Source organism: Rhizobium sp. SVR5-2C, assembly GCF_056755115.1.
Genome location: NZ_JBNDHT010000004.1, coordinates 60250 through 71790 on the forward strand (window position 1 = coordinate 60250; position 11541 = coordinate 71790).

Sequence of the window (11541 nt, forward strand, 5' to 3'; positions counted from 1 at the left end):
TCAGAATTCTTCCCAATTGTCTCCGGCCGGAGCGGCCCCAGCTCTGGCGGCGGCGCCGCCATTGAATGCGCCCGCGACCTTGCCGATCAGGCTCCGTGCGGGTGAAGGTTTAGGATGCGAGGCGGCGGTTGCTTCTCGCGGCGTGTGACGGGCATTCATGCCTTCGCCGGTCTGGAACTGACTGACAAGCCTGATCAGATTGTCGGCGTCCGTGGCAAGCGTGTGGCTTGCCGCATTCGTCTCCTCGACCATGGCCGCATTCTTCTGCGTGGCTTGGTCCATCTGGCTGACGGCGGTGTTGATCTCGTTCAGTCCGGTGGATTGTTCGCGCGCAGCGGTTACGATTGATTTAACATTCTCGTCGATGCGCGAAACATCTTCGCCGATTTGGCGCAGCGCTTCGCCGGCCTTCGTCACCAGTTCACCTCCGGTCTTCACTTCGGTGCCGGATTTGCTGATCAGCGCCTTGATGTCCTTGGCCGCGCCCGCCGCGCGCCCTGCAAGCTCGCGCACTTCCTGAGCGACAACCGCAAAGCCCTTTCCGGCCTCGCCGGCGCGGGCTGCTTCGACACCGGCGTTCAGCGCCAGGAGGTTGGTCTGGAAGGCGATCTCGTCGATGACGTTGATGATCGTGCCGATCTCCCGCGAGGCGCTTTCGATTCGCTCCATTGCGGCCATCGCATCGGTGACGACCAGATCCGATTTCGCGGTGTTCTCGCGGGTATGCGCAACCATGTTTCCGACTTCCTCGGCACGGCTCGTGGCGTTGCGCACGGTTGCCGTGATCTGCTCGAGTGCAGCTGATGTCTCTTCCAGGGATGCGGCCTGCTGCTCGGTGCGCTTGGCGAGGTCGTCCGCGGCTGCGCGCATCTGCTGGCTGTTGGCCTGGATCGATCTGGTGTTCTGCGCGATATCGGTCATCGTCTTGCGCAGGATGGCCGTCGTCTGGTTGAAATCGCTGCGCAGGCGCTCCAGTTCCGCCTTGAACGGCTGGGCGATGGCGACTGTCACGTCGCCCGCGGCAAGGCGGTTCAAGCCTTGGCCCAAAGCATCGACGGCGGCATTCAGGGCTTCGGCATCGGCGAGCTTTGCCGCTTCCCGCTCGCGGCGTTCCGCATCGCTCTGGCGACGTTCGCTATCGGTCTGCGCCTCAAGGTTCTGCTTGTCGATGGCCGCCAGACGGAAGCTTTCTGCAGCTCGGGCCATCTCGCCGATCGCGTCACCGCGCTCGGTCACAGGTACGGCGGTTTGCAGATCGCCGGTCATGATGCGCTGCATGCTCTGGCGTACCGCAGCGATGCCGCGGCTGATTGAGCCGCCGTGAACATATTGGAGGATCGCCATCGTTATTATGGCGAAGATGCCGAGCCCGATCTGGATCAGCAGCGCGCTATGAGAAATTGTGCTCGCTTCATCGATGCTGGCCTGGGCAGCAGTGGTACCGTCCCGGGCCAGCTTGTCGAGCGTCGACGTCAACTTTTCGCCGCCCGCGTCGATGGCGTCATCCAGCTTTGCGAATGTATCGTCTGGGGCGCCGGTTTCGACGGCGGCCTTCAGATCCACCACAACTGCCTGTTTCAGCGCAGCGACGTCAGTGTCGTAACTTGTCAGCAGGCTGTTTTCCCGCAGTTCCTGCGCAAGCGTGCCCATTTCTGCTGCGCCGCCGGCAAGCCGATCGAGCGAGCTCGACATCGCCGTCAGGCGCTCAGGATCGACCTTGCGATCGGCCCGGTCGACTATCGTGTCCATAGCGGCGAGAACGAGCGTAAGGCTTGCCATGCGCATCTCGTTGGTACTGTCCACGCGCCGCTGAATGCTGTTTGCCCGGTCCAGTGCTCCGTCGACGCGCTCGCCCTCAAACCAGCCCACACCCAGCATCGATCCGAAGCCCAGGAAAGCAGCGGCGGCAAGCGTCCAGAGCCTTTGGCTCACCGACAGGGATTTAGGTATCGTTGCATTCGTCATGGAAAGCTTCCCCGCGCTGGTGAGATGTGCCGGATATCGTTTCGTCGCATGCGAACATCCGTATCCCGGATACGGCGCGGACATCATGTCGGGGCGGCGCAGGTTACGCCGAACGCATAGCAAATATAGAATTTACGGCTTAAGTCTTTGCTAACGATGTTTTTGTTGAGCTGGCGCGCCGGATAGTTGTCAAGTATTTGTAAAGACATCTTTTCTGCTTGAAATTGATTGCCGTTGCCGTGGTGGCGGTGCGCGCAGCATGTGGCAATTAATCACTGGTAAGAAAATGGGATGTTGAATTGCGCGCATTGTCCTGAAGAGATATCAGGCACGCAGTCGCGGATCGCGCCGTCCGCATGCTTTCAGGGGTTGCCGACATGAAGTACTTCCGTGTTGCCGTTTGGGTTGCCGTCGTCGTTGTCGCGGCCATGCTCGGCTGGCTGACGATGAACATCACCAAGACGAAGGACATGCCGCTGGCCGAGGGACCGTTCGGCGTTCCGTTTACGCTCGTTGCGCAGAACGGGCAGCCGATCACGGAGCAGGCGTTCCGCGGCAAGCCGACGGCGCTCTTCTTCGGCTTCACGCATTGCCCTGAGGTTTGCCCGACCACGCTGTTCGAACTCGGCGGCTGGATGGAAAAAGTCGACCCCGCGGGCGACAAGCTGCAGGCCTATTTTGTCACGGTAGATCCCGAGCGCGATACACCCGATGTCCTCAACCAGTATGTTTCGAACGTCTCCAAGCGCATTACCGGCATTTCCGGTCCGCCGGACAAGATCGCCGACGTCATCAAGGGCTTCCGCGTTTACGCCAAGAAGGTACCGGTCGACGAGAACAATCCGAATGGCGATTACACGATGGATCACACCGCGTCAGTCTTCCTCCTTGATTCCGAAGGCCGGTTCGCAGGCACGATCGCCTATGGCGAAAACCCCGACACGGCGGTAAAGAAGCTGGAGAATTTGATAAGCAAGGGATGAGCCATGCCGGGGGGACATCGTGACATTCTGATCGTCGGGGCGGGCGCAACCGGCCTGACCGCGGCTCTGGAGCTTGCGCGGCGTGGCTACAGGCCCCGCATCATCGACAGCGATTCCGGACCGGTGCCGGTAGTGGAAAGCCGGGCGCTCGGCATCAATGCACGCACGCTGACGCTTCTCTCTCCCTCCAGGGTCACCGACGCCATCCTGCAGGAAAGCTATCGAGTCGACCGTTTCCGGGCGCGATCGGGCGAGCGTGTGCTGTTCGAACTCGATCCCGGCAGGGTGGCCGGAGAATTCCACGCGATCCAGATCTTGGCGCAGGGGCATACCGAGCGCCTACTGCTCGGCAAACTGTCGGACTACGAGGTCGAGCCGGAATGGCAGACGGTACTGGAACGCGTTGAAGGCAGCATGGAGAAGCCGCATGTGGTGCTGCGCCGTCCGGATGGATCCGCGGAGGAGCTTGAACCGGATATTCTGATCGGTGCGGACGGTGCACATTCCGCCGTGCGCAAGGCCGCGCAGATCGGCTTTCCGGGCGAGGCGCTGGAAAGCAGCTTCTACCTTGCCGACTACCGCTATCCCGAACCTATCGATCCACACTATGTCGAGATCGATCTCTTCAATCCGGGCATGATCGGCCGCCTGCCGGTGTCGTCGGACACTGTCCGCTATCTTTCGACGCTGCCGGATTTCGAGAGGAAGATCAAGCATCCTGTTGCGGGAGGAGAGGCCGTCTGGGTTTCGAATTTCCGTATCCATTTCCGCCATGTCGATCGCATGTCCGTCGGCAATGTCTTTCTTGCAGGCGACGCTGCGCACATTCATTCCCCCGCAGGCGCTCGCGGCATGAATCTCGGCATCGAGGATGCCTGCTGGCTTGCCTATCTGATCTCCGAAGGTCGCGGGCGGGAATATTCCGGCCGGCGCATTCCCGCCGTGAAAACCGTCCTGAAGCAAACCTATGCTTTGACGTCGCTGGTGACGATGCGTAATCCGGTGGTGACAGGATTGCGCAATGTTCTCTCTCCTATTGCCGTTTGCATTCCATTTGTTGCAAACCGCCTGCTGCGCGGCATTGCCGGTTATGATACGCCGCCTCCGCCCTGGATCGACGGTGCCCAGTAAGGAAGACGAATTCGTGAGTGAAATCCGCCTGTATGTGACGACGACCGAAAAGAAGGCCGGGCAAGTCCTTGATCTTCTAACCGAGGTCTTCGGCGAAGAAGACTTTGCGATAGCGACAACCGAGATCGACGAGAAGAAGGACATCTGGGAAGCCTCCGTCTATATGATGCGGGAGGATGAGGATCAGGTACGCGTTCGCGTCGAGGAGGCCCTGAAGGCGCCGTTTCCGGCAATGGCCGTCGAGCGCGAAGTCATCCCCGATATCGATTGGGTGGCGAAATCCCTCGAGGGTTTGAAGCCTGTCCGGGCAGGGCGGTTTCTCGTGCATGGCTCGCATGATCGCGACAAGGTGCGCTCCGGCGATATCGGGATCGAGATCGATGCCGGCCAGGCGTTCGGCACCGGCCATCATGGCACCACGGCAGGCTGCCTCGAGGTGATCGACAAGGTGCTTCGTTCGCGGCCGGTCGATAATGCGCTGGATCTCGGAACGGGAAGCGGTGTTCTGGCGATTGCGGTGCGCAAGCTCAAGAACATCCCGGTTCTCGCGACGGATATCGATCCGATCGCGACGCGTGTCGCGGCCGAGAACGTGCGGCGAAACGGCATTGCATCGGGAATTGTCACGAAGACCGCGCCGGGCTTTCATTCGACGGCATTCGCCGAATACGGGCCGTTCGACCTCGTCATCGCCAATATTCTGGCGCGACCGCTGATCAAGATGGCGCCGAAGCTGACGGAGCATCTGGCGCCTGGCGGTTCGGTGATCTTGTCCGGCATTCTCGCGGAGCAGCGCTGGAAAGTGCTGGCGGCTTACAACGGCGCGAAGCTTCGCCATATCCGGACGATCTGGCGAAATGGTTGGGTGACGATCCACCTGGATCGCCCGTAGCTATCCGACAAAAAAGAAGGCGGTGCCAGAGGCACCGCCTTCGACCGTTTAACGGTCATACCCGCGAGCTTAAAGGAGGAGGAGCGCTCGAGCGGGTTCTACAGTTCTGATTGCCGGTCCGTTGAGGGAGGAGGAGAAACGAAGCGGCAAATAGTTCAGAACGCGTAGCTGGGTGCGCCCTTGGGGCGCGTGATCTTGTGACCCATGCCGAACGTCCTGAGGGAATCCTCATTGAGGGGGCGGCGGGCACCGATGACGTGATGCACAGTCTGGCGCTCGCCAGCCTGCACCGGGCTGCTGTAAGCGAAGCGCGACAGAGAGGCAGTCATTTTCGATTTCCTTATTCGTTGCGGGCTCGTTTTCGAACCATCTGATGCCGCCTATATAACTATTCCGAAAGTCTTTGGCAGGGGCTTTCGCTCATGGGTGCCATGCAGCGAATGCATAAAGCGTGCCAATTCTCGTTTTGGTGTCACATTTCCGCCAAAATAATGCGCGGCCTGACGTAAGGTGATGTGCGTGGTTTTTCTCCCCGCGCCCTTATTTTTCGATAACATAGGTCCAGCCGCCGTTCTGCGGATTCGGAAATAGCCATCGGGTTTTCAGTATGTTCCAGTCTTTTGAGGTTACCTCCACGCCACAATTCGGCCGCGATCGAGTTCAGCTGCTGCGCGAAAGTTTTGACGCGCTCGGAATCGACGCCTTTCTCGTCCCGCGTGCGGATGAGTTCAACGGCGAATATGTGCCGAAATGTGCGGAGCGTCTGGCCTGGCTGACAGGCTTCACAGGATCGGCCGGCATCGCGCTCATAAACCGCACCCAAGCGATCGTCTTCGTCGATGGCCGTTACGTGACGCAGCTTGCGGAACAGGTCGACGGCTCAGTCTTTACCGGCGGCGACCTCGTCAACGAACCCCCGCATGTCTGGATTCCCCGAAACGGCAAGCAGGGGATGCGGCTCGGCATCGATCCGTGGCTGCATTCCGGGGCCGAGGTCCGCCGGCTTGAAAAAGCGCTCTCGGAGATCGGCGGCACGCTGGTGATCCTGCCGCACAATCCGCTCGACAGGCTGTGGACGGATCGTCCGGCAGAGCCGCTTGGGCCCGTTACGATCCAGAACGTCGTGCAGGCCGGTGTGCTGGCAAAAGACAAGATCGCGACGACCGCCGCCGACCTGGCGAAGAAGAATGTCGCGGCGGTGCTGATCGCAGATCCATCCTCGATCGCGTGGACATTCAATATTCGCGGGGCTGACGTTCCCCATACGCCGCATCCCTTGGCGCGTGCCATCATCCATGCCGACGGGAAGGCGGAGCTGTTCCTCGACAAGCGCAAGACAGGCATCGAACCGGAAGCCTATCTCGCGCAGATATGCGTACAGCTTCCACCTTCGGCGCTCGATGAACGCCTTGCGGCCGTTTCCAAGGATGGCGGACGGGTGATGATCGATCCGGAAATCGCCTCCTATGCGCTTGCCGATATCATCCGCAAGGCAGGCGGCGAGGTGGTGGAGGCCGCAGACCCGGCCAAGCTGCCGCGGGCGGTCAAAAACAGTGTCGAGCTCAACGGCTCGGCGGCCGCGCATCTGCAGGATGGCGCGGCCATGGTCGAGTTCCTCTACTGGCTGTCGGAGCAAAAGCCGGGCACGGTGACGGAAATCGCGGCGGCCAAAAGGCTCGAGTCGGTGCGGGCGAGCGTCGGCCAGAACATGCAGAACCCGCTGAAGGACATTTCGTTCGACACGATTTCTGGCGCTGGCGACCATGCCGCGATCATGCACTACCGGGTGACGGTCGATACCGACCGGACGATCAACGCGGGCGAGCTTTTCCTGATCGATTCCGGCGCGCAATATATCAACGGCACGACCGACATCACCCGCACCGTCGGCATCGGTGCGGTGACCGAGGAGCAGAAGCGGTTTTTCACGCTAGTGCTGAAGGGCATGATCCAGATCAGCACGGCACGATTCCCGAAAGGCACGCGCGGCTGCGATCTCGATCCGCTGGCGCGCATCGCGCTTTGGCGAGCAGGGGTGGACTTCGGGCATGGTACCGGCCATGGCGTCGGCTCCTATCTTTCGGTGCACGAGGGGCCGCAGCGCATATCGCGAATTTCGACGCAGGAACTTCTGCCCGGCATGATCCTCTCAAACGAGCCGGGCTATTATCGGCCGGGCAGCTTCGGCATCCGCATCGAAAACCTCATCTATATCCGGCGGCCCGAAGCGATCGAGGGCGGCGACATGCCGATGTTGAGCTTCGAGACGCTCACCTTCTGCCCGATCGACCGCAGTCTCATCATCCCCGAGCTACTGACGCATGACGAGCGGCATTGGTTCAACGAGTATCACGCCCGCACCCGCGAGGCGCTGATGCCGCTGATCCACGACAAGGACGTGAAGGCGTGGCTGGAGAATGCGACGCTACCGCTCGAATATTGAGCGGTCACTACCAACGATAAAAGGAAAGGGCGGCCCAGCCGCCCTTTTTCGTTAGATGCCGATCGTGCGGCGCCAGGCCATGACGATCAACCAGGCCGCAACAAGCATCCAGGTATGCGACACCCGCAGGCCGACGATGAGAGCGACGACCAGCGCGAGTTTGGAGTCCCAGTTGCCGTCGAAGAAGGCCGGAGCGACGAGGGTCGTCAACACGGCGGCGGGCACGGCATTCAGCGCTGCCTCCACGCGCGGCGGTATGCGCTTCATCGTGGTGATGAGAACGTAGCCGCCGATGCGCGTCGCGTAGGTGGCGATCGCCGCCGCAATGATGACGAGGATCATGTGAAGATCGAATTCCATGATCAGACCTCGTGCGGTTCGTTTGCGGGTTCTGGCTGGTGGACGGCGGGCAGGGGCAGCAGGGCGGCAAGCACGATGCCTGCGGCCGCGCCGAGGCTGACATGCCAGGGCGAGCCGACGAGATGATAGGCGATCACGGAGGCAACGGCGCTGACGAGCGCCACCGGCAGGAAATTGTCACGGGTGCGGAAGCCGAGGACAATCCCCAGGAAGTAGGCGGGCAGCAGGATGTCTAGGCCGAGCGTTCTCGGATCGCCGATGAAGCTGCCGAGCATGCCGCCGATAAGGCTGACCAGCACCCATGGAATGTAGATGATGATCCCGAAGCCGAGATACCAGACGAAGGTCACGGGCTTGCCCGACTCGCCACGGTTGACGGTTTCAGCGAATTGCGGATCGACGAGCAGGAAGAAGGCGAAGAATTTCTGCAGCGGCGTGAAGTGGCGGATATGGCGGGCGATCGCCGCCGAATAGAGGACATGCCGGAAGTTGACGGCGAGGATCGAGGCGACGATCACCCAGGCCGGGACATTGCCGCCGAAAAGCTCGATCCCGACCATCTGGCTGGCGCCCGCATAGACGGTCGCGCTCATGAAGGTGAGTTCGGCAAGCGACATGCCGTGATCGGCGGCAAGCGCGCCGAACAGAGCTCCGAAGGGCGCGGACGCCAGTGCCACCGTAAAGCCGCCCCGCAAACCCTCGACAAAATCCGCGCGACTCATCGGCACCTATCCTTCTTCAAAACGCACCTGCTCTATTTGCCTGACGCCCGCGCGGCAACCGAATTTCGTTGATCGACCGATCGATTTTGCTGAATGGTGAGCGGCCGAAGCAGCGATGATTAAGCAGCCGCGCGAGATTGAGACTCAGGCGGCAAGCACCTTTCGGCTGTCGATGATTTCGATGCCGCGGGCGCGCATCTCGTCGATTGCGGCGGAAACACCTTCCGGTGTGATCCCGCGGCTCGCGTCCTCGATGAAGCGAACCCTGATTCCGGGTACCATGTCCAGCGCATCGAGCGCCGAGAACTTCACGCAGTAATCGGTCGCCAGACCGCAGATGTCGAGCTCGGTTACGCCCCGCTCCTGAAAGAAATCGGCAAGGCCGGTCGAGTGCGCCTTGTCGTTGTCGCGGAAGGCGGAGTAGCTGTCCACCCGCGGATTCTCGCCCTTCCGCTGGATAAAGTGTACTTCTTCGGATTTCAGCCCCGGATGCAGTTCAGCGTCCGAGGTATTCTGCACGCAGTGATCGGGCCACAGCATTTGCGGCATGCCGGAAAGCTCACCCATTTCAAAGGGCTGCTTGCCGGGATGGGAGGAGGCAAAGCTTCCGTGGCCGGGCGGATGCCAATCCTGCGAGGCGACGATCAGATCGTATTGACCGCTGTCGATCAGGGCGTTTGCAATCGGCACGACCTGATGGCCTTCCGGTACGGGAAGATTGCCCCCCGGGCAAAAACCAATCTGAATATCGGTCAGCAGTAATGCTTTCATTCGGCGGCTCTTTCGATTGTCAGGCTGTGTGATGGGGCCAGGGACTCATCAGTCCATAGAAGGCAATATAGGATTCGCATAGCAGAGCACAGGCATCAGGAAAGCCAGCTGAGCGCCGATTGTGTCGGCAAGGACGCTCTGGACGCGCCTGCTTTGACCAAGGGTTTCGCCCGAACGGGCCTGTAAATCGAGGGCTGGCGGCTCCCCCGGCGGAGCCTTGTTCGTGAGATGGCGCGTACAGGCCATCCGTTGCGATCCGGCGCGAAGAGGTCAGAGCGCCTGTGTCGTCTGTGCTGCGGCATCGGCCGTCTCGGCGGCGCCGTAGGTATTGCGTTAGGCCTGAAGGGCAGTCTGCATGTCGTTGGCAATATTGGCGAAGAACGGATCGCTTTCGCCGCTGGCGTCACCCGATGCGGCGGCGTCTGGCTCGGCGGAGAGCAATTCCGACGTCGTCAGCTTGCCGTCTCCATTCGTATCCATCGAGGCGAACACGCCTTTGGAATCGTCAGTAGAGTCATCGCTGCCGTCGTCGCTCTGCTGCTGCATCTGCAGCATCAGGGAAAGAATGTCGCCGGTGATCTTCTGAACGATGCTTGCGCCATTATCGCCGCCATCGCTGGCGGAGGAGCTGGTGCTTGGGCCGGGCGACTGGTTGGCGGCCGCGAGCTCATCGGCGGAAACCACGCCGTCGCCGTTCTTGTCGAGTGGGTTGAGGGGAGCTTGATACTGGGTAAGCGCACTGCCTAAGGATGAAACACTGGTCACTTGAACCTCCTTTGCGAGTTCGTCGTGAAGCCCGGCCTTCATGGACGGACAACGCCGGGCTAAGCTGATTTGCGGATACCGTCAAAGCGTCGTTTTGACAGGCGAGAAGTACGATTGACGGCGGGGAGCCTTGCGCGTTAACCTTTTGGTCACCGCTTGTATTTCTTTGAATTTGCTAATGAATTTTGGCCCTGATTTGCGCGGGCGAGCCGGAAAATCTCACCGTCCGCTGGCATCAATGCAGCCGGGACACCCCTGGGAGGCAACTGCGCGCCCGGAAGGCGCTTGAGATGCTGCGGCATATTGTCAGGCTGCTTCCCCCGGGACTAGATAGGCATCGGGAAGATCATCGGAGGAAGCGATGGCAATCAGCATCGTACGACTGGGGACGCCGCGGCAAAAAGACGAGGGGCTGCGCATCGGCACCGTCCGGCGGCCGCCGCGCGGCGTGCCGAAGGAAGAGTTTTCCAGCCGCGACTATTACGACGTCTGGCTGCCGATGCTGGCCCCGAGCCAGGAATTGGTGACGCAGGCCCGGGCGGCGGAAACGGAAGCCGAGTGGAAGGCCTTTTCGCGTGGCTACCTCAAGGAGATGGCGGCACACGACACGAGCCATGTTCTCGACACGCTGGCGGCACTTTCGCACACAGCCAATTTCTCCGTCGGCTGTTACTGCGAAAACGAAAACCGCTGCCACCGCAGCCTGCTGCGCGGCCTCCTTGCAGAGCGCGGCGCAAAGATCGCCTGCACGCCGGCCTGAATGGCGGGCAGCAAAAAGGCGCGGCCCCGGCCGCGCCTTTTTGCATGAGTGCTACCAGAGGTCAGGTCCCGATAATCTTGTTGCAGGCCAGAGCAAGTCCCGGATTGCCGAGAACGGCGATCACGAGAGATAGGCCGATCAGGGACAATGAATAGCGTTTCATCCGCACCTCCTATTCCAGCCCGGCGGGATTATGCGGGAGGGAGGGCGGAATGCGAAGTCACGAAGGGGTGAGGGTGCTCGCATCCATGCCTTCAGAGCCGAAGGCGCCGGGGAAGAGACCGGGACGCCTGTGGGCAGCCCCTTGCCGTTTGAGGCCATTTCTGCCTTTGTTGCATAAGGAGAGCAGCCGGAAACCAAGCCATGCCCGAGCCCGGTCCTGAGGAGAAGATCGACGCGACGTTCCGCAACGGTTCGCTGACGGCGGCAGGCATCATTCTCGGCTTTTCGCTGACATTCCTCAGCCGTTGGGTTTCGAACCCGAACGACTGGAGCCGCATCGACATCCTGCCGATGCTGCTCCTGACAGCCGGCATCGCTATCCAGGTAAAGGTCTTTGCCGATCTCCTGGCGCGGGATTCGCTGATTGCCGCCAAATACGACCGCTCGCGGCGGCTTTTCCTCATCGGGCTTATCGTCGTCGCCGTGGGGATCGCGGTTGCGCTGGTCAACGATATTCTCGGATTGGGCAGGATGCCGATGCTGGGGTGAGCGGTGTAGCGAGCTCACGCGAGACGCAGATGCAAAGT

General features: G+C 61.0%; 11 protein-coding genes and 1 pseudogene. 6 read left to right on the forward strand and 6 right to left on the reverse strand.

The genetic code is table 11. From position 1 onward, the window contains the following. Positions 1-1965: a methyl-accepting chemotaxis protein gene (locus ACPYOI_RS02150; RefSeq protein WP_481414762.1), complete on the reverse strand. Its 1965-nt coding sequence runs from the start codon at positions 1963-1965 to the stop codon at positions 1-3. Positions 1966-2342: 377 nt separating this feature from the next. On the opposite strand from ACPYOI_RS02150, the gene ACPYOI_RS02155 reads away from it, so the two are divergent. The 3 genes from ACPYOI_RS02155 to ACPYOI_RS02165 are packed head-to-tail and all read left to right on the forward strand — an operon-like array spanning position 2343 to position 4971. Continuing rightward, positions 2343-2948, forward strand: a complete 606-nt coding sequence (locus ACPYOI_RS02155) for an SCO family protein (RefSeq protein WP_481414761.1) — start codon at positions 2343-2345, stop codon at positions 2946-2948. A gap of 3 nt (positions 2949-2951) precedes the next feature. Then, complete coding sequence (locus ACPYOI_RS02160; RefSeq protein ID WP_481422502.1) at positions 2952-4079, forward strand: FAD-dependent oxidoreductase; 1128 nt, start codon at positions 2952-2954, stop codon at positions 4077-4079. Between the two features lie 13 nt (positions 4080-4092). Then, complete coding sequence (locus ACPYOI_RS02165; protein ID WP_481414759.1) at positions 4093-4971, forward strand: 50S ribosomal protein L11 methyltransferase; 879 nt, start codon at positions 4093-4095, stop codon at positions 4969-4971. A 155-nt stretch (positions 4972-5126) separates the two neighbouring features. Here the strand turns inward: ACPYOI_RS02165 and ACPYOI_RS02170 are convergent, their stop codons facing one another. Further along, on the reverse strand, positions 5127-5300 hold the full coding sequence (locus ACPYOI_RS02170) for a hypothetical protein (protein ID WP_168830708.1): 174 nt from the start codon (positions 5298-5300) through the stop codon (positions 5127-5129). Between the two features lie 278 nt (positions 5301-5578). On the opposite strand from ACPYOI_RS02170, the gene ACPYOI_RS02175 reads away from it, so the two are divergent. Further along, entirely contained in the window at positions 5579-7414 is a 1836-nt protein-coding gene (locus ACPYOI_RS02175) for an aminopeptidase P family protein (RefSeq protein WP_481414758.1), read from the forward strand. 51 nt (positions 7415-7465) lie between these two features. On the opposite strand, the gene ACPYOI_RS02180 is transcribed toward ACPYOI_RS02175, so the two are convergent. From ACPYOI_RS02180 to ACPYOI_RS02195, 4 genes and pseudogenes are all read right to left on the reverse strand, one after another. Next, positions 7466-7774: an AzlD family protein gene (locus ACPYOI_RS02180; RefSeq protein ID WP_481414757.1), complete on the reverse strand. Its 309-nt coding sequence runs from the start codon at positions 7772-7774 to the stop codon at positions 7466-7468. A 2-nt stretch (positions 7775-7776) separates the two neighbouring features. Then, positions 7777-8496 (reverse strand): AzlC family ABC transporter permease, encoded by a 720-nt coding sequence (locus tag ACPYOI_RS02185; protein ID WP_481414756.1) that lies wholly within the window; start codon positions 8494-8496, stop codon positions 7777-7779. 144 nt (positions 8497-8640) lie between these two features. Then, positions 8641-9267: a bifunctional nicotinamidase/pyrazinamidase gene (pncA, locus tag ACPYOI_RS02190; protein WP_481414755.1), complete on the reverse strand. Its 627-nt coding sequence runs from the start codon at positions 9265-9267 to the stop codon at positions 8641-8643. A gap of 270 nt (positions 9268-9537) precedes the next feature. Beyond that, a pseudogene (locus ACPYOI_RS02195) lies at positions 9538-10032 on the reverse strand (EF-hand domain-containing protein). 361 nt (positions 10033-10393) lie between these two features. Between ACPYOI_RS02195 and ACPYOI_RS02200 the strand changes: the two are divergent. Together ACPYOI_RS02200 and ACPYOI_RS02205 are read left to right on the forward strand one after the other, a co-directional pair. Then, entirely contained in the window at positions 10394-10792 is a 399-nt protein-coding gene (locus ACPYOI_RS02200; protein ID WP_481414753.1) for a DUF488 domain-containing protein, read from the forward strand. A 363-nt stretch (positions 10793-11155) separates the two neighbouring features. Then, positions 11156-11503 (forward strand): hypothetical protein, encoded by a 348-nt coding sequence (locus ACPYOI_RS02205; protein ID WP_481414752.1) that lies wholly within the window; start codon positions 11156-11158, stop codon positions 11501-11503. The last annotated feature ends 38 nt before the right edge of the window (positions 11504-11541 follow it).

What these genes read in the sequence shown, in the direction of transcription:
- ACPYOI_RS02150 (WP_481414762.1), bottom strand. Translation starts at nt 1,965, where the DNA reads ATGACGAATGCAACGATACCTAAATCCCTGTCGGTGAGCCAAAGGCTC.
- ACPYOI_RS02155 (WP_481414761.1), top strand. Translation starts at nt 2,343, where the DNA reads ATGAAGTACTTCCGTGTTGCCGTTTGGGTTGCCGTCGTCGTTGTCGCG.
- ACPYOI_RS02160 (WP_481422502.1), top strand. Translation starts at nt 2,952, where the DNA reads ATGCCGGGGGGACATCGTGACATTCTGATCGTCGGGGCGGGCGCAACC.
- ACPYOI_RS02170 (WP_168830708.1), bottom strand. Translation starts at nt 5,300, where the DNA reads ATGACTGCCTCTCTGTCGCGCTTCGCTTACAGCAGCCCGGTGCAGGCT.
- ACPYOI_RS02175 (WP_481414758.1), top strand. Translation starts at nt 5,579, where the DNA reads ATGTTCCAGTCTTTTGAGGTTACCTCCACGCCACAATTCGGCCGCGAT.
- ACPYOI_RS02180 (WP_481414757.1), bottom strand. Translation starts at nt 7,774, where the DNA reads ATGGAATTCGATCTTCACATGATCCTCGTCATCATTGCGGCGGCGATC.
- ACPYOI_RS02185 (WP_481414756.1), bottom strand. Translation starts at nt 8,496, where the DNA reads ATGAGTCGCGCGGATTTTGTCGAGGGTTTGCGGGGCGGCTTTACGGTG.
- pncA (WP_481414755.1), bottom strand. Translation starts at nt 9,267, where the DNA reads ATGAAAGCATTACTGCTGACCGATATTCAGATTGGTTTTTGCCCGGGG.
- ACPYOI_RS02200 (WP_481414753.1), top strand. Translation starts at nt 10,394, where the DNA reads ATGGCAATCAGCATCGTACGACTGGGGACGCCGCGGCAAAAAGACGAG.
- ACPYOI_RS02205 (WP_481414752.1), top strand. Translation starts at nt 11,156, where the DNA reads ATGCCCGAGCCCGGTCCTGAGGAGAAGATCGACGCGACGTTCCGCAAC.